Here is a 26,950-nt window from a genome sequence, read left to right on the forward strand (position 1 = left end):
AATTCCAGTTTATGGATTAATCTATATGCTGTCAATACAACTTTGGGTGGCGTTGCTATGGGCCAGCCCGATGCCAAGTAACTGAGCACTCCGGATAACAAGTCCACTGAAGGGCACTCATGAATAAGGCGGAAATTTTGCCAAGCGAAAAATTGAAAAAAACAGATACGCTCGCCGATCGCGTAACTTATATTCTGCTTACCGAAATCCGCGAAAATAAATTTCCGGCACACTCGCGTTTGCCGTCCGAGTCCGTCATGGCCAAGCGTTTTGGTGTCAGTCGAACAGTTATCCGCGAAGCGGTTTCACGCCTGAAAGCCGAAGGCCTGGTAGACACCCGACAGGGGAGCGGAACCAGTGTCCTGGAGCCCAACACCGCCACGCCTTTTCGCCTCGATGCGCATACGCAAGACTCATTGCAAGCGGTATTGCGCGTGATTGAATTACGCCGTGGTGTCGAGGCTGAAATGGCTGCCCTGGCTGCCGAGCGCCGCAGTGCTGCACAGTTTGCACGGATCAAGAAAGCCTTCAATGCCATCAGGAAAGCAGAGCGTGCCGGTCGTGATGGCGTCGATGAAGATCTTGCGTTTCATACGGAAATTTCCCAGGCCTGCGGCAATCCTTTGTACACCTCCTTGTTGTCTTATTTAAGTCTGTATTTGCATACTGCCATTGTGGTGACACGAGCCAACGAAGCTCAGCGCGACGACTTCAGCAGACAGGTGCACGAAGAGCACACAGCCATCATGGAGGCGATCTTCCGCAAAGACCCTGCAGCCGCTCGCGCAGCAGCGTTGCGGCACATGGAGGGCGCCGTCAGCCGCTTAAGAGCGATTGACGCCGCTTCCTGGACCGCCCCCATGGATGAGGCTGCGCGACGCCTGAACCGCATGCGTGAATGAGCGCCCGCTTATTCCTTGACGGCGCCCGTCATGCCTGAAACATAATATTCAACAAAGAATGAGTACACGATCGCCACTGGCACCGAGCCGAGCAGAGCGCCAGCCATCAGTTGTCCCCAGTGGTAGACGTCTCCCTCTACCAGCTCGGTGACGACGCCGACCGGTACGGTCTTGATTTCGGACGATGAAACAAAAGTCAGTGCATAAATGAATTCGTTCCAGGACAGGGTGAACGCAAATATCCCTGCCGATATCAAGCCCGGGACAGCCAGCGGCAAAATAATCTTGACCAGAATCTGCCAGCGTGTGGCCCCATCTATGAGTGCGCACTCTTCGAGTTCGTAGGGGATGGACCGAAAATACCCCATCAATAGCCAGGTACAAAATGGAATCAGGAAGGTGGGGTAGGTAAGAATTAATGCCCAACGCGTATCGAACAGGCCCAGTTTGAAAACAATAGAGGCGAGAGGAATGAAAAGAATGGAAGGTGGCACCAGATAGGCAAAGAAAATGGCAAAGCCCACCTGTTTGGAGCCCTGGAATCTCAGGCGTTCGATTGCATAGGCACCGAAAACACTGGCTGCCAGTGATAAGAACGTGGCAACCACCGAGATAATGACGGTATTAATGAGCCAGTCAGTAAACGGCGTATTAAACAATAAGTCTTTGAAGTGTTGCAGAGTTGGTGCAATGACCCAAAAAGGATTGTTGCTGCTCAACAGCATTTCGGAGTTCGGCTTGATGGCCGTCATTGCCATCCAGTAGAACGGAAACAGCAGGATAAAGACCAGTATGCCCAGCGGAATATAAATGGTGACCCAGCGACGTGGCAAGCTCTGCAAATAATCCATACCGTGGGTTTCTTGCTTGTCTTGCTCGTCTTTTTTCTTGTTGGCGCGCAGGCCGCGCTTGTTTGTCTGGCTCATTTGTCACCTCCACGCTGCCAGGCTTGGCGCTGCAGCCCAAAATACGAAAACATGATGGACGCCAATAGGAATGGGATCATCATGATGGCCAATGCAGAGCCCTCGCCCAACGCTCCGCCGGGGATGGCCCGCTGGAAAGACAGGGTGGTCATGAGGTGGGTGGCATTAAGTGGCCCGCCTCGGGTCAGCACATAAATCAGTTGGAAGTCGGTGAAAGTGAAGAGCACCGAGAATGTCATGACGACAGCGATAATGGGGGTCAACAGCGGCAGGGTTACGTAGCGAAATTGCTGCCACGGAGAGACGCCGTCGATCGAGGCTGCCTCGTAAAGTGCAGGTGAAATGGTTTGCAGCCCGGCCAGCAAAGTAATGGCGACAAAGGGAATGCCTCGCCAGATATTGGCCGCGATTGTGGAAAAGCGTGCATTCCATGGATCGCCCAGGAAATTGATGTACTCGTCGATAAGGCCCAGCTTCATCAATGTCCAGCTGATAATGGAAAATTGAGCGTCGTAAATCCACCAGAATGCCAGTGCCGAAAGCGCTGTAGGCACAATCCAGGGTAGCAGGACAATTGAGCGGAAGAGTGATTTGAACGGCAGGTTTTTGTTCAGCAAGAGCGCCAGCCATAAGCCCAGGCCGAACTTCACAATGCTGGCTACCGTGGTATAGAAAATAGTGTTGAAGAGGGCGAGTTGTGTAACGGGATCGCCGATCAGGTATAAATAATTATCGAGACCTATCCATTGGCCCGACGAACCCAGGTCGGTATCGGTAAAGCCCAGCCATACGCCCAGTCCCAGCGGATACGTCAGGAAAAGCAGCAGCAGTATCGCAGAGGGCAACATAAACAATATGCCCAGCACATTACTATTATTCAACTTGCGCGACAGCAACATTGTTGCCCCCCAAAATGAGAGCCGGGGGCGACGGGTCATGTAAGTGGCCCGTCACCCAGCGGTTCAGGTTTTAATCAACCTCAGTGCGACGCCGTCAGCTCTTGTAGTAGCGCTTGGCACGTTCTGCTGCCTGCTTTGCCGCTTCTTGTGGAGACATGTCTCCGCTGGCGGCCGAAGCAAACATATCGAGTATCACGTAGTCGGCCATGACCGCTGCAGATGCCGCGCCCAGTGGGCCGTTGTAGCCGTTATCGAGCATGCGTGAAGCCGAATCGCGGTACACAGTGTGCTTGGGATCGGACGTCCAGATGGGGTTTTTCTCGTAAGCCTTGAGCGATTGGCTGACGTAGCCTATGGATGCTTCCATCCATGGGTCATATTGGTCGGCCTCCATCATGAACTGTATATACGCCTTGGCAGCGTTCGGGTATTTTGTGTACTTGAACGCCATCATTTGCGTGATGCCAGGTAGTTCGGTGGGCTTGCCTACCGGGCCTACCGGATAGTGCGCATGATGAATGTCAGTGGCCATGGCGTGGATGGTCGGATCTTTGGAACCCAAGGCCGCGTAGTACACCGAAATGCCGTTGTTGGTCAGGCCGATCTGGCCATCGAAAAAGACTTTGTTATTTGAGGGGTCTTGCCAGGATAGCGTACCCGGCAGGAAGGTGTCGTAAAGCTGCTTGGAGTATTCAAGCGCAGCAACGGTTTCGGGTGAGTCGAGCACGACATTGCCTTTTGGATCGGACACCATGCCGCCATGCGACCACAGTAGCCAATGTACCCAGGCGTTGCCATCAAGCACCGCGTGACCCAGCGCAAATGCGGCAGGTGTGCCTTTGGCCTTGAGGGCCTGGCATAGCTTGAGGAAGCCGGCCGTATCCTCAGGAATAGCGTCGAAGCCGGCTGCCTTGACCATGCTTTCGCGGTAAACCAGTGCATTGCCGACAGCGCCCAGCGGGATGGCGATCCATTTGTTTTCGTTCTTGCCGTATTTCTTGCAGACGTCGTACCAGCCGCCGTACTTGTTACCCAGATATTCACCCAGTTCGGACACATCCAGCAATTTATCGGGATATTGATGAGGGTCGTCGTACCAGCCCAGAATCACGTCGGGCCCTGATCCAACCCGTGCAGCCACTGCAGCTTTGGGCCGGATGTTCTCGAAGCCTTCATGGTCAACCCTGACTTTGACGCCGGTTTGCTCCGTGAACTTCTTGGTGTTGGCCATCCATTGATCTTCTTCACCCTGCACAAAGCGGCGCCACCTCAGGACGCGTAGCTCGGCCCCTTCTTCAGGCTTGTATTCCAGTGTCGGACCCGCCGCGCTTGCGCTGCCTGGAACACCCCATGCGGATACCGCAGCAACCGCTGCCGTCGATCGCAAAAAGTCACGTCTCGTCTGCTTCGTCATGCCCCTGCTCCTTTGGTAAAAAGGGACCACGTGCCGTGGCCTCTATAGGTTTTGACTGCCTCCTGCTACTGAAACTCTTGTATGAATTATTACTTTGCCAATGTCTGGCCAGTTTCCGCATCAAACAAGTGCGTATTGTTGTGATCAGGTACCAGCGTCAGTGTTTCACCGGGTGCAAAGTTATGGCGTTCGCGGAAAACAGCAACAATGTCCGCATCGGAGGAACGGCAGTGGACTTCGGTGTTGGCTCCGGTGGGTTCGATCACTGATACCTCGGTTTTAATACCCTGTACGCCTGTTTGAATGATCAGGTGTTCAGGTCGCACACCGTAGATGATTCGTTGCCCTTCGATGCCGGCCTGGAGGCCTCGTGGCACGGGCAGGAGCGTGCCATCACCAAGTTCGACCTGGTGTTCGGCGCCTTCGGTGCGCAATGTGCCTGGCAGGAAATTCATGGCTGGCGAGCCTATGAAACCAGCTACGAAAAGATTGACGGGATGGTCATACAAGTCGAGCGGGCGGCCGCGTTGTTCGACAACGCCATCCCGCATGACGACAATCTGGTCGGCCATGGTCATGGCTTCGATCTGGTCGTGGGTGACGTATACCGATGTCGTACGCAAACGTTGGTGTAGTTCGCGGATTTCGGCGCGCATCTGTACACGCAGCTTGGCATCCAGGTTCGATAGAGGTTCGTCGAAGAGGAACACCTGAGGGTCACGCACAATGGCACGGCCCATTGCCACCCGTTGACGCTGTCCGCCCGAGAGCTGGCGCGGATAGCGATCCAGCAGGTTGGTCAGGCCCAGAATGCTGGAAGCGCGATCAACCCGTTCCTTTACGGCTGATTTTTCGACCTTGGCGAGCATCAGTGAAAAAGCCATGTTGTCGTAGACCGACATGTGCGGATACAGCGCATAGTTTTGAAACACCATGGCGATATCGCGTTCTTTGGGTGGCATATCGTTGACGACCGTGTCGCCAATCGATATTTCTCCTTCGGTAATCTCTTCAAGGCCGGCCAGCATGCGCAGCAATGTGGATTTGCCGCAGCCCGATGGCCCCACCAGCACGGCAAACTCACCGTCTTTAATGTCTATATCGACGCCCCGAATGACTTGTGTACCACCAAAATACTTTTGTACGCCACGAATCTGCACTGATGCCATGCTTCGTTCCTTTTATCGTTTGTTGTACTCAGGTGTTCGATGCGTGCGGGTTGTTGATGGCGAGGCTGGAAAGGGTTTTTTATGTCTGGCTTCCAGCTTGTCACACAACCTCTTTGTCTCCTTAAGTATTATCATCATACAAGTACATAAGTAAATACTTCAAGTGTTGTTTGACTTCGGGTTTGAAATCTCGCTTTCGCAACGGGCGGCAAGCATCGTCCCGTCAGGCTCTGGCGGACTCAGTCGGCTGATTTCATCAATAGCCAATGACGGAATTTTTTGATCTTGGGCACCTGATTTTCGTTGGCTCGGTATGAAACAAAGTGGATTTCCCTGCAGCAGGGCGGGAAGGTGTCTTGGCCCAGCTCAAGCAGCTTGCCATTTTCCAGCTCGAGTCTGGCCAGCCTGGTGCTTTCCAGTATGACGCCCAAACCATCGACGGCGGCTGAAATAGCCAGGGAGGCGCGGTCATACGAGGGGCGCGGGCTGTTGGGCAGCTCAAGGCCATTGCTGGAAAACCAGTCTGCCCAGGTGACGGGGCTGAGCTGGGAATCGATCAAGGTCAGGCGGTTCAGCAAGTCCGCCATGGCCACATCAAGATGGATCAGTGCGGGTGAGCACATGGGAGCAATGCGCTCGGTGCCTAGCGGCATGGAAATAATACCGGCGCGCTCGCGTACAGCTCCGTACGAAATCAGCAGGTCAAGTTCACGGGTGCGCGTCAGGTCTATGGGTTCAGCACCGGAGGTCAGGCGAATAATGATGTCGGGGTGAGCCTGCATGAACTCTGGCAGACGCGGGCTCAGCCATTTGCTGGCGAGGCTGGGCGAGCAGTGCAGGGCCAGCACTTGTGCCTGTGGTGCCAGGGCAACCTCGGCACAGGCCGTTTCCATGGCATCGAATACCCGAGACAGGCTTTCCAGCAGCCGTTTTCCTTCTGCCGTCAGCTGAACCCGTCGATTCTGCCGGATAAACAGTGCCCGGCCAAAATACTCTTCGAGCTTGCGTACTTGGTGACTGACCGCCGACTGGGTGACGTGCAGTTCCAGGGCAGCCAGCGTGAAATTTTCCAGGCGTGCGGCGGCTTCAAAAGTCTTGAGCAGTGCAAAGTTGGGTATGCGCCGCATGCCGCCTCCGCTATTCATGAGTTCAATTCATCTTTCCATGAATAAGCATCGTTTGTCAATGAGCTGAGTGCATGCGAGCATGAGCAGGATCATTGTTTTACCTATCAGGCGTCAAGGAGACACCATGCAAATCGTGCTGGAGCCCACTTCTGAAATCCAATTCACTGATGGACGCGTGTCCATTTATCAGCCTGAACAGGCCGATCGCATTTTTCCGACGGTGCCTGAGTTCTCCAGCTTCGCTGACGAGCGGCGTCACCTTAAAGAACGCTTGGTTGCCGCGTGTCGTGCTTTTGCATTGAATGGCCTGGATTACGGCTTTGCCGGCCATCTGACCGTGCGCGATCCCGAGCACCCGTCGTTATACTGGACCAACCCCATGGCCGTGCATTTTTCTCAGGTCAAGTTGTCCAATTTGATTCTGGCTGATCACACGGGCAAGGTGGTCGAGGGTCAGCATGCCATCAATCGTGCCGGCTTTGTTCTGCATTCCGCCGTGCACGAGGCTCACCCCGACATCATAGCCATGTGCCATGCTCATACCGTCTATGGTGGAGCCTTTGCTTCGCTGGGCAAGAAACTCGAGCCAATTACGCAAGATGCGGCGGTTTTCTTCGAGGACCATGTTGTCATTGGGGATGAGGCTGGGCAGGTTGCCGTCGAGGTCAAGGCAGGCAACAAAATTTCCCATGCATTTACCGGTGTCAAGGCTGCCATACATCAAAACCACGGTTTGTTTACGGTAAGCCGCCATAGCATTGAAGCAGCCGCATTCTGGTTTATTGCACTTGAGCGATGCTGTCAGCAGCAACTCATGATCGATGCCACAGGTATTCCGCCACGTATGGTTACGCCCGAGCGCGCCCGCTATAGCCGCGAGCATGTAGGTAGCGAATACATAGGCTGGCTGCACTTCCAGGCAATCTGGGGGCAGTTGCTCGAGACCCAGCCCGATATGTTCGACTGAGCCTGAGGCCTTTATTTTTTAGGCAGGTAGCGCATGGCATCAACTGCCTTGCCGTTGTAGCGCAGTTCAAAATACAGCTGGACACGATTGCTTTCGGTGTTGCCCATTGTGGCAATGGTTTGACCCTGCCTGACCTGCTCGCCTTCCTTGACCAGCAGGTCTTTGTTATGGGCATAAACGCTTAGAAAGTTTGAGTCGTGATTGACGATCAGCATGTTGCCATAGCCACGCAAGCCATTGCCGGCATATACGACCTTGCCACTTGCTGCCGCCTTGATTGGTGTTCCTGCCACCCCGGCAATATAGACAGCCTGGCTATTGGACGCCGAGGTTCCCCGGTGTGATCGGCCTTCCGCCGGCCAGATGAGGTTTATTGATCGCGGAGCGGCAATCGATGGGCCAGTGACCGGGGGTGGGGCGGCATAAGCACCTTGGGCGGTTCCTCCCCGCACTTTTAAAATCTGACCGACACGAATATGGTCAACGTCTTTCAGCTTATTCAGACGCTTGAGGGAGCTGACGCTCTGACCGTGCTTTTGTGCGATTTTCGTCAGGGTGTCGCCCCGTACGACACGATACTCACCGACGCCTACGGGTGGCGTGGATCCGCAAGCGGCCAGTAAAGCCGTTATGGCCAAAACGGCAATAAGTCGGCACCAGGCTGTAGACAAGGAGGCGAGTCTGGTTTTGCATTCAAAAGAGCCCGGCCAGGCAGGGAGCGTGGATATCAGCATCGATCAACAATCCCCGCTATTCTTGGTTCATGGCCCAAGAGCTTGGCGGGGCATTCAATATAAATAGAGAAACCATACTACACCATGCTAGTACACTAATCAGTGCTGTCAGCCTTGTTCAGAGGAAAGGATGGGGCTGCTCAGGACGTTTGGTTTCTCTTTTTACACAAAACACACAAACATGACAGGAGCAGGCAATGAGCAATAAAAGTCGTCTACGGAATATTTTTCTGACTCTCTCTTCGGTGGCACTTGTAGCAGGTTGCGCCACAACATCCATACCGGAAGAGTCCGGATTCCTACCCGATTACTCACGCTTGCAGCAAGAGTCCATACCCGGAGGCGGAGCCCGTCTGGTCTATGTGAATCCGGCCTTTACCCCCGATCGCTACACGGCCGTAAAACTCGATCCGGTCGTGTATTACCCCAAGCCGCAGCCCACAGACGGCGTTTCAAACGAAACATTGACGCAGGTCCGTAAAGCACTGGATCAATCGCTGCGCAAGAAGCTGGGGCAAAAAATCAGGCTGGTTGATCAGGCCGGCCCGGGAGTAGCCCACGTGCGTCTGGCGATTACAGCCGTTGGGAGTGAAACACGGTCCTTAAAGGCCTATCAGTTCATACCTGTCGCCTTGGCCGTGACTGGCGCCAAGGCGGTGGCGCAAGGCGGCTTGCCGAACGATGCCACTATTGCCATCGAGTCGCAGGTCACTGACAGTAAGTCAGGCGAACTTTTGTATGCCTCGGTGCGCGGTGGCACAGGTGAGCGCGTTGTCAGTGCATCTCAGGGCAAGGGTGGCGTCCAGCTGTCCAGCCTGCAGCCCCTGATTGACGCATGGACCACGGCTGCGGCCAATCAGGTCCAGAAATACATCAAAGCAAAGTAAGCTTATATATTCGTTTGGTCTGGCGGTACGCCTTCCGGCAATTTTGCTGCGCAAGATGAGGTCTTGCGCAGCTCCATTTCCGCATCGAGTCCGAAGCAGGTCATCGAGATAGCACCCATGGTGTGGCCCCGGAGCAGAGGTTCCGGCTTGCTGTTGTCGGCTGCCGCAAGCCCTGTCAGATAAAGCAGCGGTATGAAATGATCGGGCGTCGGCGCGGCAAGGCCATAGTCGGGATGATCAAGCATACGCAGGACATCGCCGGGCGCTTGCATCAACTGATCCACCACGGCATCATCGAATCGTTCGGCCCAGTCGTATGCAAGTTCCTGCTGTCGCCATTGCAGTTTCTGGAGGTTGTGCACCACGTTGCCGCTGGCGATGATCATTACCCCTTGCTCCCGTAGCGGTGCCAGCCTCGTGGCAAGGTCAAGGTGGTAATCAAGAGGCCTTAGCGCATTGATGGAGAGCTGCAGGACGGGAATGTCCGCCTCGGGATACATATGTGCCAGCACCGACCAGGTGCCATGGTCAATGCCCCATTGGTCGACATCCAGACCCAGCCACTGAGGTTTGACCAGCTCGACGATTTCGCTGGCTAGATCGGCATCACCAGGTGCAGGGTATTGGAAGTCGAACAAGGCTTGTGGAAAGCCATAAAAGTCATGGATGGTTCTGGGCTTGGCCATGGCAGTGATTGCCGTGGCGCCAAAATACCAATGAGCGGAAACCACCAGCAAGGCCTTGGGGCGGGGGAGATGCCGCCCGAACGCTTGCCATGCTTCGGTGTAGCCGTTCTGTTCCAGGGTATTCATGGGGCTTCCGTGCCCGATGAAGAGGGCTGGCATCTTGCGCATGTGGCATTCCTTCTGTGGCGGATGCGCTTACGATAACGCAGTTTCGAAGTGCGTACGCGCTTTCTTTGCTTAGCTTCGAGAGTTGGTATCCTGCATCCAGTGCAGATAAGCCGATCGAGTTACAGCAGACACTGAGTCCAGCACTTGTTGATGCTGGACTTTATGCCGAAGTGTCAGCCGAGCATCGGCGACAGCACGGGATTTGCAAAACCAGTGACAGCTATGCTGGAACAGATACAACTCTGCCGAGAGGTGATAGGCACGATCTTTGGCGGTCAATTGGCTTTCATTGTCCACCACGTAGCGCAGGCCAGCTGCATGAATACGCAGCAGTGCACGAAAATCCCGTGTCAGCGCAGGCAAAAAATGTTCGGCATAAGGCAAGCAGAATGGAAGCGTACACAGGCTGGCGGCCTGTATGTTTTCTTTCTGCATGGCGCCGGCCAGTGACTGTATATTTGCCGCAGCTGCGTGTTCGGTCTGGGCAAAGGTTTCCAGTACCTGATTTTGGCGGGCTTCTTCCTTTTCGTGGATGGCGCGGGTATAGCCTTGTGTCAGCGTTTCCATGTGGCGCTCGAGCTGCAGATTGGCTAAATACTGCCCCAGCAATGCAATATGCGCGCGCTGGTAGCGCACGCGCAGCACCTGCCATGCCGCGATGACCATCAACAGGATTAACGCAATATCCATTGCTCGTATTCCTACATAGACCAACCGAAAAACCGATGCGCAAAACAAAAGGCCCAAACCGAAGCCTGGGCCTTTTGTAGAATCTGGAGCGGGAGACGAGTCTCGAACTCGCGACCTCAACCTTGGCAAGGTTGCGCTCTACCAACTGAGCTACTCCCGCAAAACGTCTGGCCGTAAAAGCTGTAGAACCAGAGAAGAGCAGCATTGTAGCAGATTTTTTTGCTCGTGTTTTTTGCTTGTCTGCAATCACTGCGCGGTAGTCAGGTAGCCCCATCAACATGTCTTTGAAAGCGCTGATTCAAGTCGGCATTGGTGGTGATATGGGCGAAGCCTTCGAAACTGCCTTCCTGGGCTATGTCTTGCGCGGCATGTAAAAAAGCATCCATGGCAACACGCGACAAGGAGCCGCCAACGCTGATACGCCGTACACCCAGGCGTGCCAGGTCGTCGACGGTATAGCCCAGTGGAACTGCATTCAGGAAGTTGACGGCCACGCCACCTGCTGCCTGCAGCACAGCGTTGATATCTTCCTTTGTTGTAATGCCTGGGGCATACAGGCAGTCGGCTCCGGCATCTGCATAGGCCTTGATGCGTCGCACGGTTTCGTTGATGTCGGGAGCGCCCCGCACGAAGCCTTCGGTTCTGGCTGTAAGCAGCACACGATGGCCGGTGTGATCAATGGCGGCACGTGCTGCCTTGATGCGAGTGACAGCACGCTCGAAATCATAAAGGCCGGAAGCGCCTTCTTGTGCCGTGTCTTCTATAGACAGGCCTGCCACGCCTGTGGCTACGCAGCGTACGATATTCTCCTGCATGCCTTCGAGGTCTTCAGAAAAGCCATTTTCAAAGTCGGCATTGAGTGGAATATTGACGGCAGCGGCCAGCTCCTTCAGGTGCGCCAGTACTGATTCCAGGCTTTGAGCTCCATCAGGCAGGCCGTTGGCGTGAGCGTGGCCGGAGCTGGTGGAAGCAATAGCCTGGAAACCCAGGTCTTCCAGGCACCTGGCGGTTCCGATGCTCCATGGGTTGGGCATCACAAAACAGCCAGCCGCGTGCAGCTGGAAAAAGGAGTCTCGTTTTGACGCGGTAGTAGGGGGTTGAGTCATGCGTGTCTCCTGGAACCTGGGGTGTCCCTTTTTTTAGGTTAAAACAGGCAATAGATAGACCATAATCGTACGTCAGAATAGTGCCTCATGGACGACGATCAGCTTGCCGAGTTTATGCGGTTCTTAAGAAAGTATCGACATAAGTTCAGGCGGATTGCCAAAGCAACTCGAAATGAGTGTGAGCACGATGATGAATAAGTTAGAGATACGCGAAAAAGCCCAGACCGAAGTCTGGGCTTTTTTAGAAACCTGGAGCGGGAAACGAGTCTCGAACTCGCGACCTCAACCTTGGCAAGGTTGCGCTCTACCAACTGAGCTATTCCCGCGAAAGACCAAGATATTAGCATAAAATTCCGCCTGAGTGTCAAGCCGTCCCCTTCTTCGTCCATGAGACTATTCCAGTTTGAGTATTCTCGCGACAGCCAGAGGTATGCTTATGCTTTTTCATCGGCATACTGCCGGGTATTTTATCTTCAATGGAGCTGCTTTTGCTGCATGTGGTCGATCAGGATCTGACTTCCTTTAACACGCTGGGCTTGCGCTCGCGCGCACGGTCTTTTGTGCGTTGCGAGTCTGCGGAACAGCTGCGCGCACTGTCCGATCTGGCTGATGCGTATCGTGACGTCTTTATATTGGGGGGCGGCAGCAATGTTGTGCTGGCCTCTGAGCTTGATTGCCTGGTCATCAAGATGGACAACGTGGGGGTGCGGCTGCTGAGCGAAACAGACGATGAGTGGGTGGTCGAGGCTCAGGCCGGCGAACAGTGGCATGGCTTTGTCGAGCACTGCATCGATCAGGGGTGGAATGGGCTGGAGAATCTGGCCTTGATTCCTGGCACGGTAGGTGCTGCGCCGGTCCAGAACATCGGTGCGTACGGGGTTGAGCTGGATCAGCGCTTCCATAGCTTGTTGGCGTGGAATATGCGTGAGCAGCGCTTGGTCGAGATGGGTGCGAAAGAGTGCGGCTTTTCATACCGCAACAGTTTTTTCAAGCAGGCGGGGCAAGGGCGTTGGCTGATTGTGGCCGTGCGCTTTTGTTTGCCCAAGCGGTGGACGCCGGTGCTGAGTTACCCGGATCTTCAGCGTCATCCTGTGCTGCAGGCGGCGGGCGCAGATGCCACGGCGCGACAGATTTTCGACGCCGTAGGCCAGATCAGGCAAAGCAAGCTGCCTGATCCGGCGGTGCAAGGTAACGCAGGCAGTTTTTTCAAAAATCCTGTGATTATCGCTAGGGCATACGAGGCACTCAAGAAAGCGCACCCTGGCCTGGTGGCTTATCCGCAGCCTGACGGAGCGTACAAACTCGCAGCTGGCTGGCTGATCGAACAAGCTGGCTGGAAGGGCAGGCGTGTGGGGGCGGCTGGTGTGCATGACCGCCAGGCTTTGGTGTTGGTCAACGATGGGGGCGCCACAGCGGACGACATCGTCGCACTAGCCAGTGCCATCAAGACGGATATTGCAGCGCGTTTTGGCGTGGATCTCGAGCAGGAGCCCGTTCAGGTGGGCTGAGCCATAGTCCAGGAATGTGGTGGATTGTGAGCAGTCCACCGATATGGTGAACTGCTCAGGTTGGTGTTCAGGTTGCCAGTACGTCCTGCATGTCGAACAGGCCGAATTCCTTGCGGGCCAGATAGCGGGCGGCGCGCAGGCTGCCTTGGGCGTATGTGGCACGACTGCTGGACCGGTGTGTGATTTCTATGCGTTCACCTGTGCCGCAGAAGTAGACAGTGTGGTCGCCCACAATATCGCCCCCGCGTACGACTGAAAATCCGATGTTGCCGGTTTCCCGGGCGCCTGTTTCTCCGTGGCGAGCCCAGTCGGCGATGTCGTCCAGCTTTTTACCCCAGGCGTTGGCCACAGCTTCTCCCATGGCTAGTGCTGTACCGGAGGGAGCGTCGACTTTGTTTCGGTGGTGCGCCTCGAAGACTTCGACGTCGTAGCCGCTGTTCAGCAGCTTGGCCGCTATGTCTAGGAGCTTAAGGGTAGCATTGACCCCGACGCTCATGTTGGGAGCGAACACCACTGCAATTTTCTGGCTGGCGGCCTGTATGGCCTGCTTGCCTTGCTCGTCGAAGCCTGTGGTGCCGATGACGCACTTGGTGCCATGTTTGATGCATGCTTGCAGGTGTGCCAGTGTGCCCTCGGGTCGAGTGAAGTCGATCAGACAATCGGCGTCGGCAAGTGCATTAAGGTTGTCGCTGATCAGCACGCCTGTGTTGTGCCCAAGAAAGGCGCCGGCATCTTGCCCCAATGCCGCAGATCCGCTGCGGTCCAATGCAACCGTGAGTTCCAGATCGGGGCTTTGGGTCACGGCTTCGATCAGCATGCGGCCCATACGGCCGTCTGCGCCAGCGATGGCAATACGCATTTTTTCCCCCTAGCGTAGTGGTTCAGTAGAGCTTGTGCCCGGTATATGTATGCCCGGGTTGGGTTGGGGCTCGTTTTTATTGATGATAGCCCGATGCTCCGTACTGCTGGCGGGCAGGGCTTCAGCTTCGGCATTTGCTTCACGGGTATTGGGTTCATCTTTCGATGCGTCGATGGCGCCAGCTCCGCTGTCAGTCTTTTCGTAAGGCTGCCGGTCAGGCTGATCATCGCCTTCCCAGCGCACAAGCGTGTCACCTTCGAACCAGACAGTGAATTGACGGTCTTCTTCCTCGCCGTAGCCAGGCTTGTTATAGTAAGGATAGTCCCAGCGATTAGTACGGAAAATATCCTGTAGCGTTGGGGTGCCCAAAATAAAACGAACCTGCTCGCGCGTCATGCCCTGCTGTAGTTGCGCAACTTGTTCGGCGGTAATCCAGTTGCCCTGTTGGATGTCTGGGCGATACGGAAAGCCCCAGTGAGTGCCGCCGCAGGCTGTCAAGGCCATAGTCAGCACACTTGCCGTCAAACCGGCCCGAAGCATGGAAAATCTTGGTTTTGCAGTCGTCAGCACGAAGCGCCCCTGTTATTCATCTAGGATAAAACCGTTATCATAAAGCTTGGATAATAAACGCATAATAGCGTTAGTCAGCGTCGAGCGTATTGCGAGCCCCGCATACACCCGAACCACCTTACCATTTCTGCCAGAGACATTTTAGCTATGAATGACCAAACTGAATTGAAGAACATGGGTTTAAAGGCGACCTTCCCGCGTCTGAAAATCCTTGATATTTTTCGACGAGCCGATCTACGCCATCAAAGTGCCGAAGACGTCTACCGTACGCTTGTGGCCGAGGATGTCGACATAGGCCTGGCCACGGTTTACCGCGTACTGACCCAGTTTGAACAGGCGGGCATTTTGGTACGAAGCCAGTTTGATGGTGGCAAGGCTGTTTTTGAACTTAACGACGGCGATCATCACGATCACCTTATTTGCACTAATTGCGGCACGGTAGTCGAGTTCACTGACCACGAAATTGAAAAACGCCAGCATAAGGTTGCCAAAGACAAAGGCTTTGTACTCGAAAGCCATACAATGCTGTTGTATGGCATTTGCCCGAACTGCTCGCAAAAAAAGCAATAAATAAGCAAGCAATACACAGCAGCAAGAAAAGCCGGCTAAAGCCGGCTTTTCTTTATTAATGAGTGGTATGCGGCTCTCAGATGCCTGAATACTGAATTGTGCCTAACCGGCGCCCGCCAGCATTTCGCGAGCATGGCGGCGGGTTGTGTCGGTAATTTTCAGGCCACCCAGCATGCGAGCGATTTCGTGTACGCGTTCTTCGTCGTTCAGGGCCTCGATTTGGGACAGCGTGCCGCTGCGGGTGCTTGATTTTTTGACTTCATAATGATGCGCGCCACGTGCAGCAACTTGTGGCAGGTGGGTCACGCATAGCACTTGGTGGCGGTCTCCGAGTTCGCGTAGGAGCTTGCCCACGACCTCGGCGACGGCACCGCCCACGCCGGTATCGACTTCGTCGAAAATCAGTGTGGGCACCCGAGCGGCCTGGCTGGCAATGACCGACAAGGCCAATGAGATACGCGCCAGTTCGCCGCCGGAGGCTACTTTGGCCAGAGGCTTGGGACTGGTCCCGGCATGTCCGGCCACCAGGAACTCTATGGCTTCATTGCCACCTGCACCGGGTGGACAGTTTGATAAATTAACCTTGAAACTGCCGCCCTGCATGGCCAGGTCTTGCATGGCGGCGGTGACCTGCTGCGAAAGCTTTTTGCTGGTTTTATGCCGTGCCTTGCTTAATAGCTCTGCCTGGCTTTGATACTGTGCGGCTGCAGCATCGCGCTGTTGTGTGAGTGCATCGGTATCGGCAGCTGCCTGGCTGTTGTGCAGTTGCTGTACAAGGCCCTGGAACAGGGCAGGCAGGTCGTGAGGTTCGGTTTTGAACTTGCGTGCCGCCTCGAAGAGGGTGGACAAGCGTTGCTCAGCATGAGCCAGTTTTTCGGGCTCGAGTTCGAGTTTGTCCAGGTAGCTGTTCAGGTCGGAAACGGCTTCAACGGTTGATATGCGGGCTGATTCGATGGCATCGTAAATACTTTGTAAATGGCTATCGTGACGCAGTTGCTGGCTGATGGCGTGGGCTGCGGCATTCAGGGCCTGCATGGCCGAACCTTGCCCGTTGTCGTTATCGAGAGCGGCCAATGTTTGTGTAGCGCCATCAAGCAGGGCCTGAGCATGGGCCAGCCGGTTGTGGTTGTTGCTGAGCGTTTCCCATTCGTTTTCCTGCAGCCCCAGTTGTTCGAGTTCGGTTACCTGCCACTCGAGCTGTTCGCGTTCAGCCTGCAGTGTGGCGTCATTGGCCAGCGCGGTAGCCAGGCTTTTTTCGGCTTGCTGCCACTGTTGCCACGCTTGTTGCACCTGGCGGGCCAGCGGCAGGTGCCCACCCTGGGTATCGAGCAGCTCTCGCTGATTGGCCGCCTTGAGCAAGCTTTGATGGGCATGCTGGCCATGGATGTCGACCAGTTGCTCGCCCAGTTCGCGCAATTGGCTCAGCGTGACCGGCAGCCCGTTGATGAACGATCGGCTGCGGCCCTGCGCATCGATGACCCGGCGCAGGATGAGGTCGTCGTCGCTGGTGAATTCGTGCTCTTGCAGCCACGTTTGCAGACTGGCGGGAGGCTCGAAGACCGCGGAAATATCAGCGCGTGGTGCGCCGTCGCGAATGGCCGAGGCGTCGCCCCGGGCCCCCAACGCAAGCGATAGAGCGTCGATAAGTATGGATTTACCCGCCCCGGTCTCGCCGGAGAACACGGTGAAACCGGGTGCGAAGGGTATTTCTGCCTGATCGACAATGACGAAGTCGCGTATATGCAGGGATCGCAGCATAGGTTTATTCGGTCTCGTCCGAGACTTGAGGCATGTGGTTCCAGGAAAGCTTTTGGCGTAGCGTTGAGAAAAAGCTGTAGCCGGTAGGGTGTATGAACCGGACGGTATGCTGCGCACGGCGGACGTCGATGCGATCGCCTGGCTGGCATTCGGACCAGGTCTGCATGTCGAAGTGGACGCTGGCGCCCGATTCGACTCGTCCGAGGGCGGTGATGGTCAGGCTGAGCGTACCGCTATCGGGCAGGACAATGGGACGGTTGGACAAGGTTTGAGGGGCAACTGGTACCAGTAAAAAGGCAGCCAGCTTGGGGTGGACGATAGGCCCGTTGGCTGAAAGTGAATAGGCCGTGGAACCCGTAGGGGTGGCGACGATAAGGCCGTCGGCCCGTTGGCTGTACATGAACGCGCCGTCGAACTCGACGCGAACCTCGATCATGCCGCCGCGGCCGGCGCGGTTGAGCACCACATCGTTGAGGGCCAGGCCGGAATACAGGGTTTCGTCGTTGCGGACGATACGACCTTCGAGCAGTACGCGTTCTTCGGCGTTGTAATTGCCATGAATGACGCTGTTCAAGGCATCGGTGGCGCTATGCAGTGGAATGTCGGTGATGAAACCGAGACGGCCATGGTTGATGCCGATGAGGGCAATGTTGCTGTAGGCCAGTTGGCGGGCAGCGCCCAGCATGGTGCCGTCGCCCCCCATGACGATAGCCAGGTCAGCCTGTTGGCCGATTTCGTCATAGGAGGCGATGGTGTGTTCGGTAATGTCGGTATTGCGGGCCGTGTCGGCTTCCAATAGCACTTTACAGCCTTCGGCTTGCAACATGCCGGCAAGCTTGCGCAAGGGCGCGTCAAGGCCGGTATCCTGGTACCGGCCTATGATAGCGATGGTTTTGAAGTGCATGGGCCCAACCTTGTTGATTGATGGAATAATACAGACTCATTGATTATATTGTTACTGGAACCGAATGGCTGTAGGTATAACAACCTGTGTCAGCTACATTCTTTAGAATAGCGTCATGGATGATCGAGCCAATGCGCTTTTGAAAGCGCTCATAGAAAAATACATTGCGGATGGACAACCGGTAGGTTCCCGTACGCTCTCCAAGATGTTCGATCTGTCGCCCGCGACCATACGTAACGTCATGGCCGATCTCGAAGACCTGGGCCTGATTCACAGTCCTCACACCTCGGCGGGACGCATACCCACGCCCAAAGGCTATCGCTTGTTTGCAGACCGCCTGCTGGCGGTGCAGCGCTTTCACTCCTTGCCCAGTCAAATCAGGCAGACGCTGCCAGCGGCCGAACCGGGTCGGGCTGTTACGGCGGCCGCAACCCTGTTGTCCAATTTGTCTCAATTCGCGGGGGTGGTGCTGGCGCCCAAGCGGGCTCAGGTATTTCGGCAAATCGAATTCATCCGCCTGTCTGAAAAAAGGGTACTGCTGATCATCGTCACTCCTGATGGCGATGTACAGAATCGTATCCTGTTTGTGGCGCGCGATTATCTCGAGCAGGAGCTGATCGAGGCCAGCAATTTCTTTAACCAGCATTTTGCCGGCATGTCGTTCGAGCAGGTCAAAATAACCATAGCCGACGAACTTTCATCCTTGCAGGCCGATATTTCACGCTTGATGCAGGCGGCTGTCGAGGCGGGTACAGCAGCAGCCGACACCGACGAATCCCTGGTCATTTCCGGCGAAAGCAAGCTGCTCGATATTTCCGAAATCGCTTCCGATATGGATAGGTTGCGGCGCATGTTTGCCTTGTTTGAAAAGAAAACCGATCTTTTACAGCTATTGGACGTGTCCAGCCGTGCGCAGGGCGTGCAAATTTATATCGGTGGTGATTCCCAGTTGGTACCCATGGACGATGTTTCCGTGATTACCGCCCCTTACGGCGTGGACGGCACGATAGTCGGCACGTTGGGGGTCATCGGGCCTTCACGCATGGCATACGAGCGGGTCATTCCTATTGTTGATATCACCGCGCGCCTCCTGTCCAATGCCTTGAGCCACAATCAGTCTTAGGGGCTGGCGGCTGTTATCGGATTTCTCTCATTCATGCCCAAGTTTTTTGCATCATCTTATTTGCCGGAGCCTGTTGATCCACATGCGTTCAACCAGGAGCCGCCGCCTCGACTTCCTGGTCCAGTGGGCATACTGCTTGTCAATCTTGGTACGCCTGACGCGCCCACCGCGAGCTCCATACGCAGGTATCTGGGTGAGTTCCTGTCCGATCCGCGTGTCATTGAAATTCCCCAATGGATCTGGCAGGTCATTTTGCGGGTGTTCATCCTGACTCGCCGTCCCGCTGCATTGGCACCGCGCTACCAGGAAATCTGGCTTGACGGCGGGTCGCCCCTCTTGGTCTGGAGCCGGCTCCAGGCGCAGGGTGTACAGAAACATCTCCAGGACCAGGGGCTGGATGCACGGGTGGCACTGGGAATGCGCTATGGCAATCCGTCGATAGCAGCAGCGATTGATGAGCTCAGGGCGTCTGGCTGCCAGCGTATCCTGACTGTGCCCATGTACCCGCAGTATGCCGCCAGCACGACGGCCACCGCCGTTGATCACGTGGCTGCTTATGCGGCCCGGTTGCGCGACCAGCCTGAACTGCGATTCATCAAGCGCTTTCAGGATGATCCGGCCTATATACAGGCCCTGGCCCGGCAAGTGCGCGAATTTTGGGATCAGCACGGTAAGCCACAGCGGCTATTGCTCAGTTTTCATGGTTTGCCGCGCAGAACCGTAGAGCAGGGTGACCCCTATTATCGCGATTGTATGGACACCGCCAAGCTGCTCAGGCAGGAGCTGGGTCAGGACGGACAACTGATCCATGTTTCATTCCAAAGCCGTTTTGGTGCCGAGCGGTGGCTGGAACCTTATACGGAACCGACATTGCGGCAGTGGGCGCGCGATGGCATTACGCAGGTTGATGTCATGTGTCCGGGCTTTCTGGCAGACTGCCTGGAAACCCTGGAAGAAATTCAAATGCAATGTCGCGATGCCTTCCTGGCAGAAGGAGGGCAGCAGTTTCGATATCTTCCGTGCCTGAACGATGACCCGGTCTGGGCAGCGGGGTTTGCCGCCCTGATCCGCAAGTCGCTGGGGGGATGGGTGTAAACTCAGCCCGGACAAAATTTTGCTGCGCAAGAACTTGATGTGCGCAGGTCTTGAAAATGGGGGCAATTGCCCCCATTTGCATGAAATTGGACAATTCAGATCAGAAGTGGAGATTTTTTATGCCGGCATCCCAAGAACCTCAGGATCCCAAGCAGCAGGACCCAGCAGTTGATACCTCCGAACAGATGGAGGTCAACGCAGAGCAAAGCGCTACCGACAGCAGCGAAGAACAGTCTGCAGCACAGGGCATTGAGGCCCGTACCGACGAGGAATGGGCCACGCTATTGTCCGAAACACAGGAAAAAGTGGCTCAGTATCACGATGAATTGTTGCGGGCCAAGGCAGAAGTCGAAAACATTCGTCGCCGCGCCCAGGACGACGTGGCCAAAGCACGCAAGTTTGGTACCGAGTCGTTTGCCGAGAGCCTGATTCCTGTCAAAGACAGCCTGGAGGCTGCTCTGGCGCTCACCGATCAAACGGCTGAAGCCTGGAAGGAAGGCGTAGAGGTGACTTTGCGTCAGATCAACACCGCATTTGAGCGCAACCAATTGAAAGACGTGGCGCCGAACCAGGGCGACAAATTCGATCCGCACCTGCATCAGGCCATTTCTTCGGTGCCATCCGAGCTGCCAGAAGGAACAATCGTCCAGCTGCTGCAAAAGGGCTACACCATCGCTGATCGGGTCTTGCGCCCAGCTTTGGTCATGGTGTCTTCGGGGCAGCCTGCCGCGTAAGCGTCCAGACGCTTGTTGGGGTTTTTGGCCTGTTTTGCATGAAAAAAGCTAGTTAATGCGCGAAAAATACAAAATTTTTGTAGCAAGGCTTGAAATTACAGGTGCAAGCCCCACTTAAGAACCATCAAGCAGTTTTCACAAATTCAAAATTTTTAGCAGGGTTATAAGATCATGGGCAAGATTATCGGTATTGACCTGGGTACGACCAACAGCTGTGTGGCTGTATTGGACGGCAGCAGCGTCAAAATCATTGAGAATTCTGAAGGTACACGCACAACGCCTTCTATCGTCGCTTATATGCAAGATGGCGAAATTTTGGTCGGTGCGCCAGCCAAGCGCCAGGCCGTCACCAATCCTCAAAACACGCTTTATGCAGTCAAGCGGCTGATTGGTCGCAAGTTTGACGAGAAAGCCGTGCAAAAAGACATCGACCTGATGCCCTACAACATCGTCAAGGCCGATAACGGTGACGCGTGGGTCGAGGCCCAGGGCAAGAAGCTAGCCCCTCCCCAAGTGTCGGCCGACGTGCTGCGCAAAATGAAGAAAACAGCGGAAGACTACCTGGGTGAAGAAGTCACCGAGGCCGTGATTACCGTCCCCGCCTATTTCAACGACAGCCAGCGCCAGGCCACCAAAGACGCCGGTCGCATTGCGGGTCTTGACGTCAAGCGTATCATCAACGAGCCTACGGCGGCAGCACTGGCCTTTGGCATGGACAAAACCGAGAAGGGCGATCGCAAGATCGTAGTCTATGACCTGGGCGGTGGTACCTTTGACGTTTCCATCATTGAAATCGCCGACGTCGATGGCGAGAAGCAGTTCGAAGTATTGTCCACTAACGGCGACACGTTCCTGGGTGGTGAAGACTTCGATCAACGCATCATTGATTACATCATCAGCGAATTCCAGAAGGAAAGTGGTGTTGACCTGTCCAAAGATGTGCTGGCGCTACAACGCCTGAAGGAAGCGGCTGAAAAAGCCAAGATTGAGCTTTCCTCGACACAGCAAACAGAAATCAACCTGCCTTACATCACCGCAGATGCTTCAGGTCCCAAGCACTTGAGCCTGAAGATCACGCGTGCCAAGCTGGAAGCGCTGGTTGAAGAGTTGATCGAACGCACCATTGAGCCTTGCCGCATCGCCATCAAGGACGCTGGTATCAAGGTTTCCGAAATTGACGACGTGATCCTGGTCGGCGGCATGACGCGTATGCCCAAGGTGCAGGAAAAAGTCAAAGAGTTCTTTGGCAAGGATCCTCGTAAAGATGTCAACCCCGACGAAGCGGTTGCTGCAGGTGCTGCGATTCAGGGTTCGGTGCTGTCCGGTGATCGCAAAGATGTTCTGCTGCTGGACGTGACTCCCTTGTCCCTGGGTATTGAAACCCTGGGCGGCGTCATGACCAAGATGATTCAAAAGAACACCACGATTCCTACACGGTTTTCGCAGGTGTTCTCCACGGCCGACGACAATCAGCCCGCCGTGACCATCAAAGTCTTCCAGGGCGAGCGTGAGATCGCAGCCGGCAACAAGGCACTGGGTGAGTTCAACCTTGAGGGCATTCCGCCAGCAACACGTGGCACGCCACAAATCGAAGTTACCTTCGACATCGATGCCAATGGTATTTTGCATGTATCGGCAAAAGACAAGGGCACGGGCAAGGAAAACAAGATCACCATCAAGGCTAATTCTGGCTTGAGCGACGAAGAGATCGAGCGCATGGTGCAGGATGCCGAGGTCAACGCCGAGGAAGATCACCGTATCGCCGAGCTGGCACTGACTCGCAACCAGGCTGAATCGCTACTGCACTCCACACGCAAGTCTTTGGAAGAGTATGGCGATAAGCTCGAAGCAGCCGACAAGGAAGCCATTGAAGCAGCCTTGAAGGATCTCGAAGAAACCTTGAAGGACGGCGACAAAGCCGCCATCGAGGCCAAGGTCGAGGCGCTGTCGACGGCTTCCCAGAAACTGGGCGAGAAGATGTACGCTGATATGCAGGCACAGCAGGCTGCTGCACAAGGCGAGGGCGATAAGCCCGCCGACGATGACGTGGTCGACGCCGACTTCAAGGAAGTCAAGCGCGATCAGTAATCGCTGCATAAAGTGCACATGAGCCCGGTTTCTGGTGTTTTGCCGGAAATCGGGCCTTCTTATTCATAGAAAAAAGAGCAAGCGTCCCTGACGCAGGCAATTCATATGGCAAAACGCGACTATTACGAAATACTGGGTGTGGCAAAAAATGCTTCGGACGATGAGCTGAAAAAGGCTTATCGCAAGCTGGCCATGAAATATCACCCGGACCGCAATCCCGATAGCAAGGAAGCCGAGGAAAAGTTCAAAGAGGTCAAAGAGGCCTACGAGATGCTGTCCGACGAGCAAAAGCGCAGTGCATATGACCGGTTTGGGCATGCAGGCGTTGACCCGAACGCGGGTGCGGGCGGCGGCATGGGTGGTGCCGGCTTTGCCGATGCGTTTGGTGATATTTTTGGTGAGATATTTGGCGGCGGTGGTGGCGGTCGTCGTGGCGGTCCGCAGGTTTACCGTGGTGCCGACCTGAAATACACGCTCGAAATCAGCCTTGAGCAGGCTGCCAATGGCTTCGATACGGAAATTCGTGTGCCGAGCTGGGAAACCTGCGATGTCTGTCATGGTTCAGGAGCGAAGCCGGGTACACAGCCCAAGACCTGCCATACCTGCGACGGTGCCGGTACGGTGCGCATGCAGCAAGGTTTCTTCAGTGTGCAGCAAACCTGCCCTACCTGTCATGGTACGGGCAAAGAAATTACCGATCCCTGCAAATCTTGCGATGGTGTTGGGCGCACGCGCAAGAACAAGACACTGCAGGTCAAGATACCGGCCGGTATCGACGACGGTATGCGTATCCGCTCGTCCGGCAACGGTGAGCCCGGTGTCAACGGAGGCCCTCCGGGTGACCTATACGTTGAAATCCACTTGAAGCCGCACGGTATATTCCAGCGCGATGGTGAAGACTTGCATTGCGAGCTCACCATACCGTTTACCACTGCAGCATTGGGTGGCGAGCTTCAGGTGCCGACCCTGACCGGCAAGGGTGAAATCACCATTCCTGAAGGGACGCAAACCGGCAAGACCTTCCGCTTGCGCGGCAAAGGAATACGAGGCTTGCGGGCCAGCTATCCGGGCGATCTGTATTGCCACGTAGTTGTTGAAACCCCAGTACGTCTGAGCGACGAGCAAAAGACTATTCTGCGGCAATTCGAGGCGTCGCTGGCTGATGGCGGTGAAAAGCACTCGCCCAAGAGCGAGTCCTGGACTGACCGGGTCAAGAACTTCTTTTCATAAGTGCTCGCATAACAACAAAGCGCGAGTCCATCACGGGCTCGCGCTTTGTTTTGTCGGTTTACTGCTGAGCTTTCCCTTGCTTGCTATGGTCAGCCGCAATAGCCGTACTGAACGTGCTGGGGTCAAGGGCTTTGCGCAGGGCTGCATTCACCTGTTCGGCAGTCAGTTTCGATAAGGCCTCGTCAATCTGGGCCGACCACTCGAAGCTGCGATCCAGCTGTAAGTAGTTAATCCATGCCGAGGCCAATACGCCATCGCGTGTGCGTGCCAGTCTGCGGTAATTCAGCAGGGCCTGTACGCCTTCGCGCACCTCTTCGTCGGTAAAGCCTTCTTTGAGTGCGCGCTGCAGCTCTTCGTTGACAGCCGTCAACAGCTTCTCTGTATTTTCGGGGGCGTGGATGGCGTAGATGCTCCAGTCGCCAGAAGGTTCGTAGGAGGAGATGTCGAGGCTGCTGCCTACATCGTACGAGAGACCGTCCTTGACACGTATGCGCTCCCACAGGCGGGAGGTTTCCGACCCACCCAGCAAATAGTTGGCCATATACAGCGCGGCATAATCGGGGTCGGTGTCTTGAGCTTTCAAGACCGCCGTTGACAGATAGAAGGCGTTGGCCTTGTCGGGCGTGTCAATATTGAACGTTTCAGCCGGCACGGGTTGATAAGGGTCGCTGATGCGTTGATAGGCGGGGGCCTGCTGCCAGCCTTTCAGGCCTCGGGTCAGGGCGGCCTTGACAGCATCAGGATCAAAAGCCCCCACCGCCGAAAAACCTATCGTACCCGCGCCGTAGAAACGGGAGTGAAAATCCACCAGCTGCTTGCGTGTCAGGGCGGCCGCTTCCTGTTGGGCTTCTTCGAAACTGGGCGTATAGCGTATGTCGTCACGCGGCCATGGGTTGTCGTGGCGTGCCAATGCGCGCGAGGCAAGTGCGCTAGGTTCGGACATGGCGTTTTTTATGGCCGTACTGGCTTGGGCCTGGTATCGGCTTAACTCTTCTTTTGGAAAATTGGCATCCCGAATGACATGAAGTACCAGTTCCACCAGAGCCGGCAAATTGTCTTGTGTGGTCGACAGGCTGGCTACCACCAGGCCGGCGCCGCCGCCTATTCCTACGTTGGCTTGCAGTTTATTGTATTGGTCCTGGATTTCCTGACGGCTCATGTCATGCGTGCCGTGTTCCAGCAAATCGGCTACGGCACTCGAGACGCTGCGCTGGCCTTTCAGGCTCTCTGCATCTCCGAACTGAATCAGCAGTTTGGCCTCGACCCGATTCCCACGAGTGGGCTTGGGCAGCAAGGCGAGCTTGACCTCGCCGTTAGGCAGCGTGAGTGGTGTGCGCTGCGTTGTCTCATTGATATGTGCTGGGCTGGGGTCGAATGCCTCAACGACCTGGCTGGCTCCCTTGCCTTGGTAGCCCTTGAGTAGCGTTTCGAGCTGGCTATGGCCGTCTTGCGGGGCGCGTAGTGGTTTTTTTGTGGGGACATACAGGCCACTGGTGCGATTGCTAGGGATCAAATAGGCAGTGGTGACGCGCTGGACGTCTTCAAGTTGCAAGTGCTCGACCTGATCACGTTCAAGGAAGAATAAGCGCCAGTCACCATCGGCTACGTTTTCAGACAGGGCTGAGGCCAGGCTGGCCGGGTTGGCATAGACTTGCGCCCAATCGGTCAACCACTGATTGCGTATGCGCTCCAGTTCTTCATTGGTGAAGGGCTCCTGGCCTATAGAGCCCAGCGTATCCTGCAACGTTTGCAAGGCCTCGTCCTGATCCATACCTTCTTCAAGCTCAGCGCCAAAGAAAACATAGCCTGGCTGGTTCAGGCCGGCGGCGAAGCCAAATACGCCGGTACTGAGCTTATTGCCGACCAGAGATTTATACAGGCGCCCGGAAGGCGTGTCGGCCAGGATTGATACGCCAATATCCAGCGCAGTGAAGTCGGGATGGCCTGCTGCCGGAGCATGGAACATGGCAGCGATCAGTGGGCTACCTCCGTGCCGTCTTACGGTGACTAGACGCTCGCCGTCCTGGATGGGTTCTACGGTGTATTCGGGCGGCAGCACGCGTGTTGGGCGCTCAATAACGCCGAAAGCGTCTGCAATGGTCTGCAGGGTATCGAGGGGATCGAACAGGCCCGAGACAATCAATACGGCGTTGTCGGGTTGATAGTACTGGTGGTAGAAAGCGCGTAATTGGGCAATATCAACGTTTTCAACGTCGGATCGCGCACCTATGGTGCTGTGGCCGTAATTATGCCAGCGGAAGGCCGCCGCCTGCATTTGTTGCATGAGCACCTGAAATGGGCTGTTTTCGCCACGCTCCATTTCATTGCGCACGACCGTCATTTCGGCATCCAGGTCTTCTCGCGCGATCAGTGAGTTGACCATGGCATCCGCCTGCCAGCGCAGATACCAGTCCAGGGTTTCGGGGTTGGCTGCGAAGCTTGCATAGTAGTTGGTGCGATCGCTGGTGGTGGAGCCATTGGCGGCAAGACCTCGCTTGGAAAACTCTGCCAAGGCGTTACGCATGCTTGGGGTGCCCCGGAACAGCAGGTGTTCCAGCAGGTGCGCCATGCCGGTTTGTCCGTAGTTTTCGTGGCGGGCGCCCACCAGATAGGTCATATTGACGGTCGTGGTCGGTTTGGAAGCATCTGGGGCCAGCAACACACGCAGGCCATTCGGCAGGGAGTACTCAGTGACGCCTTCCACGGCGCTGTGCTGTACCACGCCGGCGGGCAAACGAGTGGCAACGTCTTGCTTGGTCTGGCCGATCGAAGGTGCCAGCAGCAGAATGCTTGCAAGCAATACGAGGGGAAACGAGCGCAGATAGGACAACATATA

The 26,950-nt window shown here is 55.5% G+C and carries 24 protein-coding genes and 2 tRNA genes; 10 read left to right on the forward strand and 16 right to left on the reverse strand.

Features of this window, described 5'->3' with window-relative positions:
- The first annotated feature begins 152 nt into the window (after positions 1–152).
- Positions 153–902 carry a FadR/GntR family transcriptional regulator gene (locus tag ERD84_RS07265; protein WP_306669553.1) on the forward strand — a complete coding sequence of 250 codons (750 nt, stop codon included), beginning with the start codon at positions 153–155 and terminating at the stop codon, positions 900–902.
- An 8-nt stretch (positions 903–910) separates the two neighbouring features.
- Here the strand turns inward: ERD84_RS07265 and ERD84_RS07270 are convergent, their stop codons facing one another.
- From ERD84_RS07270 to ERD84_RS07290, 5 genes are all read right to left on the reverse strand, one after another.
- Positions 911–1,753, reverse strand: a complete 843-nt coding sequence (locus tag ERD84_RS07270; protein WP_130039981.1) for a carbohydrate ABC transporter permease — start codon at positions 1,751–1,753, stop codon at positions 911–913.
- 71 nt (positions 1,754–1,824) lie between these two features.
- Positions 1,825–2,724 carry a carbohydrate ABC transporter permease gene (locus ERD84_RS07275; RefSeq protein ID WP_130039982.1) on the reverse strand — a complete coding sequence of 300 codons (900 nt, stop codon included), beginning with the start codon at positions 2,722–2,724 and terminating at the stop codon, positions 1,825–1,827.
- 97 nt (positions 2,725–2,821) lie between these two features.
- Positions 2,822–4,141 (reverse strand): ABC transporter substrate-binding protein, encoded by a 1,320-nt coding sequence (locus ERD84_RS07280; RefSeq protein WP_130038988.1) that lies wholly within the window; start codon positions 4,139–4,141, stop codon positions 2,822–2,824.
- Positions 4,142–4,230: 89 nt separating this feature from the next.
- Positions 4,231–5,310, reverse strand: coding sequence for an ABC transporter ATP-binding protein (locus tag ERD84_RS07285; RefSeq protein WP_130038989.1), 1,080 nt, complete (start codon positions 5,308–5,310; stop codon positions 4,231–4,233).
- Positions 5,311–5,549: 239 nt separating this feature from the next.
- On the reverse strand, positions 5,550–6,455 hold the full coding sequence (locus tag ERD84_RS07290) for a LysR substrate-binding domain-containing protein (protein ID WP_130038990.1): 906 nt from the start codon (positions 6,453–6,455) through the stop codon (positions 5,550–5,552).
- Between the two features lie 106 nt (positions 6,456–6,561).
- On the opposite strand from ERD84_RS07290, the gene ERD84_RS07295 reads away from it, so the two are divergent.
- Positions 6,562–7,404, forward strand: a complete 843-nt coding sequence (locus ERD84_RS07295; RefSeq protein ID WP_130038991.1) for a class II aldolase/adducin family protein — start codon at positions 6,562–6,564, stop codon at positions 7,402–7,404.
- Positions 7,405–7,415: 11 nt separating this feature from the next.
- On the opposite strand, the gene ERD84_RS07300 is transcribed toward ERD84_RS07295, so the two are convergent.
- Entirely contained in the window at positions 7,416–8,075 is a 660-nt protein-coding gene (locus ERD84_RS07300) for a peptidoglycan DD-metalloendopeptidase family protein (RefSeq protein ID WP_245150641.1), read from the reverse strand.
- A 260-nt stretch (positions 8,076–8,335) separates the two neighbouring features.
- Here ERD84_RS07300 and ERD84_RS07305 point away from each other — a divergent pair, with 260 nt between their 5' ends.
- Positions 8,336–9,025: a DUF3313 domain-containing protein gene (locus tag ERD84_RS07305; protein WP_130038993.1), complete on the forward strand. Its 690-nt coding sequence runs from the start codon at positions 8,336–8,338 to the stop codon at positions 9,023–9,025.
- A 2-nt stretch (positions 9,026–9,027) separates the two neighbouring features.
- On the opposite strand, the gene ygiD is transcribed toward ERD84_RS07305, so the two are convergent.
- From ygiD to ERD84_RS07330, 5 genes are all read right to left on the reverse strand, one after another.
- On the reverse strand, positions 9,028–9,879 hold the full coding sequence (gene ygiD / locus ERD84_RS07310) for a 4,5-DOPA-extradiol-dioxygenase (protein WP_130038994.1): 852 nt from the start codon (positions 9,877–9,879) through the stop codon (positions 9,028–9,030).
- Positions 9,880–9,948: 69 nt separating this feature from the next.
- Positions 9,949–10,569, reverse strand: coding sequence for a hypothetical protein (locus ERD84_RS07315; protein ID WP_130038995.1), 621 nt, complete (start codon positions 10,567–10,569; stop codon positions 9,949–9,951).
- A gap of 84 nt (positions 10,570–10,653) precedes the next feature.
- Positions 10,654–10,729: transfer RNA gene (locus ERD84_RS07320), tRNA-Gly, on the reverse strand.
- 100 nt (positions 10,730–10,829) lie between these two features.
- On the reverse strand, positions 10,830–11,675 hold the full coding sequence (locus tag ERD84_RS07325; protein WP_130038996.1) for an isocitrate lyase/PEP mutase family protein: 846 nt from the start codon (positions 11,673–11,675) through the stop codon (positions 10,830–10,832).
- Positions 11,676–11,925: 250 nt separating this feature from the next.
- A tRNA-Gly gene (locus ERD84_RS07330) sits at positions 11,926–12,001 on the reverse strand.
- Between the two features lie 150 nt (positions 12,002–12,151).
- Between ERD84_RS07330 and murB the strand changes: the two genes are divergently transcribed.
- Entirely contained in the window at positions 12,152–13,183 is a 1,032-nt protein-coding gene (murB, locus tag ERD84_RS07335) for a UDP-N-acetylmuramate dehydrogenase (RefSeq protein ID WP_130038997.1), read from the forward strand.
- Positions 13,184–13,250: 67 nt separating this feature from the next.
- Here murB and dapB read toward each other — a convergent pair whose 3' ends face one another.
- Together dapB and ERD84_RS07345 are read right to left on the reverse strand one after the other, a co-directional pair.
- Positions 13,251–14,042 carry a 4-hydroxy-tetrahydrodipicolinate reductase gene (gene dapB / locus ERD84_RS07340; protein WP_130038998.1) on the reverse strand — a complete coding sequence of 264 codons (792 nt, stop codon included), beginning with the start codon at positions 14,040–14,042 and terminating at the stop codon, positions 13,251–13,253.
- A 9-nt stretch (positions 14,043–14,051) separates the two neighbouring features.
- Positions 14,052–14,582, reverse strand: a complete 531-nt coding sequence (locus ERD84_RS07345) for an outer membrane protein assembly factor BamE (RefSeq protein ID WP_130038999.1) — start codon at positions 14,580–14,582, stop codon at positions 14,052–14,054.
- 177 nt (positions 14,583–14,759) lie between these two features.
- Here ERD84_RS07345 and fur point away from each other — a divergent pair, with 177 nt between their 5' ends.
- Complete coding sequence (gene fur / locus ERD84_RS07350) at positions 14,760–15,182, forward strand: ferric iron uptake transcriptional regulator (RefSeq protein ID WP_130039000.1); 423 nt, start codon at positions 14,760–14,762, stop codon at positions 15,180–15,182.
- 102 nt (positions 15,183–15,284) lie between these two features.
- Here fur and recN read toward each other — a convergent pair whose 3' ends face one another.
- Both recN and ERD84_RS07360 read right to left on the reverse strand, forming a co-directional pair.
- Positions 15,285–16,940, reverse strand: coding sequence for a DNA repair protein RecN (gene recN / locus ERD84_RS07355; protein ID WP_130039001.1), 1,656 nt, complete (start codon positions 16,938–16,940; stop codon positions 15,285–15,287).
- Positions 16,941–16,944: 4 nt separating this feature from the next.
- Positions 16,945–17,844 carry an NAD kinase gene (locus ERD84_RS07360; protein ID WP_130039002.1) on the reverse strand — a complete coding sequence of 300 codons (900 nt, stop codon included), beginning with the start codon at positions 17,842–17,844 and terminating at the stop codon, positions 16,945–16,947.
- 115 nt (positions 17,845–17,959) lie between these two features.
- Between ERD84_RS07360 and hrcA the strand changes: the two genes are divergently transcribed.
- The 5 genes from hrcA (at position 17,960) to dnaJ (ending at position 24,114) form a co-directional block, all read left to right on the forward strand.
- Positions 17,960–18,967 carry a heat-inducible transcriptional repressor HrcA gene (gene hrcA / locus ERD84_RS07365; RefSeq protein WP_130039003.1) on the forward strand — a complete coding sequence of 336 codons (1,008 nt, stop codon included), beginning with the start codon at positions 17,960–17,962 and terminating at the stop codon, positions 18,965–18,967.
- A 33-nt stretch (positions 18,968–19,000) separates the two neighbouring features.
- Positions 19,001–20,062 carry a ferrochelatase gene (gene hemH, locus ERD84_RS07370; RefSeq protein ID WP_130039004.1) on the forward strand — a complete coding sequence of 354 codons (1,062 nt, stop codon included), beginning with the start codon at positions 19,001–19,003 and terminating at the stop codon, positions 20,060–20,062.
- A gap of 119 nt (positions 20,063–20,181) precedes the next feature.
- Positions 20,182–20,796, forward strand: a complete 615-nt coding sequence (gene grpE, locus ERD84_RS07375) for a nucleotide exchange factor GrpE (RefSeq protein ID WP_130039005.1) — start codon at positions 20,182–20,184, stop codon at positions 20,794–20,796.
- 171 nt (positions 20,797–20,967) lie between these two features.
- Positions 20,968–22,884: a molecular chaperone DnaK gene (gene dnaK / locus ERD84_RS07380; protein WP_130039006.1), complete on the forward strand. Its 1,917-nt coding sequence runs from the start codon at positions 20,968–20,970 to the stop codon at positions 22,882–22,884.
- Positions 22,885–22,989: 105 nt separating this feature from the next.
- Positions 22,990–24,114, forward strand: a complete 1,125-nt coding sequence (gene dnaJ / locus ERD84_RS07385) for a molecular chaperone DnaJ (protein WP_130039007.1) — start codon at positions 22,990–22,992, stop codon at positions 24,112–24,114.
- A 58-nt stretch (positions 24,115–24,172) separates the two neighbouring features.
- Here the strand turns inward: dnaJ and ERD84_RS07390 are convergent, their stop codons facing one another.
- A complete protein-coding gene (locus tag ERD84_RS07390; protein WP_130039008.1) occupies positions 24,173–26,947 on the reverse strand; it encodes a M16 family metallopeptidase in 2,775 nt (924 codons plus the stop codon).
- Between the last annotated feature and the right edge of the window lie 3 nt (positions 26,948–26,950).

The sequence above is a fragment of the Pollutimonas harenae genome (assembly GCF_004153685.1).
Lineage (GTDB): Bacteria > Pseudomonadota > Gammaproteobacteria > Burkholderiales > Burkholderiaceae_B > Pusillimonas_C > Pusillimonas_C harenae.

Coding starts and splice junctions, on each gene's coding strand:
- ERD84_RS07295 (WP_130038991.1), top strand. CDS start 6,562: ATGCAAATCGTGCTGGAGCCCACTTCTGAAATCCAATTCACTGATGGA.
- ERD84_RS07280 (WP_130038988.1), bottom strand. CDS start 4,141: ATGACGAAGCAGACGAGACGTGACTTTTTGCGATCGACGGCAGCGGTT.
- ERD84_RS07315 (WP_130038995.1), bottom strand. CDS start 10,569: ATGGATATTGCGTTAATCCTGTTGATGGTCATCGCGGCATGGCAGGTG.
- ERD84_RS07360 (WP_130039002.1), bottom strand. CDS start 17,844: ATGCACTTCAAAACCATCGCTATCATAGGCCGGTACCAGGATACCGGC.
- ERD84_RS07390 (WP_130039008.1), bottom strand. CDS start 26,947: ATGTTGTCCTATCTGCGCTCGTTTCCCCTCGTATTGCTTGCAAGCATT.
- ERD84_RS07305 (WP_130038993.1), top strand. CDS start 8,336: ATGAGCAATAAAAGTCGTCTACGGAATATTTTTCTGACTCTCTCTTCG.
- hemH (WP_130039004.1), top strand. CDS start 19,001: ATGCCCAAGTTTTTTGCATCATCTTATTTGCCGGAGCCTGTTGATCCA.
- hrcA (WP_130039003.1), top strand. CDS start 17,960: ATGGATGATCGAGCCAATGCGCTTTTGAAAGCGCTCATAGAAAAATAC.
- ERD84_RS07290 (WP_130038990.1), bottom strand. CDS start 6,455: ATGAATAGCGGAGGCGGCATGCGGCGCATACCCAACTTTGCACTGCTC.
- dapB (WP_130038998.1), bottom strand. CDS start 14,042: ATGCGTATTGCCATCGCTGGCGCAGACGGCCGTATGGGCCGCATGCTG.
- murB (WP_130038997.1), top strand. CDS start 12,152: ATGGAGCTGCTTTTGCTGCATGTGGTCGATCAGGATCTGACTTCCTTT.
- ERD84_RS07270 (WP_130039981.1), bottom strand. CDS start 1,753: ATGGATTATTTGCAGAGCTTGCCACGTCGCTGGGTCACCATTTATATT.
- recN (WP_130039001.1), bottom strand. CDS start 16,940: ATGCTGCGATCCCTGCATATACGCGACTTCGTCATTGTCGATCAGGCA.
- fur (WP_130039000.1), top strand. CDS start 14,760: ATGAATGACCAAACTGAATTGAAGAACATGGGTTTAAAGGCGACCTTC.
- dnaJ (WP_130039007.1), top strand. CDS start 22,990: ATGGCAAAACGCGACTATTACGAAATACTGGGTGTGGCAAAAAATGCT.
- ERD84_RS07345 (WP_130038999.1), bottom strand. CDS start 14,582: ATGCTTCGGGCCGGTTTGACGGCAAGTGTGCTGACTATGGCCTTGACA.
- ERD84_RS07325 (WP_130038996.1), bottom strand. CDS start 11,675: ATGACTCAACCCCCTACTACCGCGTCAAAACGAGACTCCTTTTTCCAG.
- ERD84_RS07285 (WP_130038989.1), bottom strand. CDS start 5,310: ATGGCATCAGTGCAGATTCGTGGCGTACAAAAGTATTTTGGTGGTACA.
- grpE (WP_130039005.1), top strand. CDS start 20,182: ATGCCGGCATCCCAAGAACCTCAGGATCCCAAGCAGCAGGACCCAGCA.
- dnaK (WP_130039006.1), top strand. CDS start 20,968: ATGGGCAAGATTATCGGTATTGACCTGGGTACGACCAACAGCTGTGTG.
- ygiD (WP_130038994.1), bottom strand. CDS start 9,879: ATGCGCAAGATGCCAGCCCTCTTCATCGGGCACGGAAGCCCCATGAAT.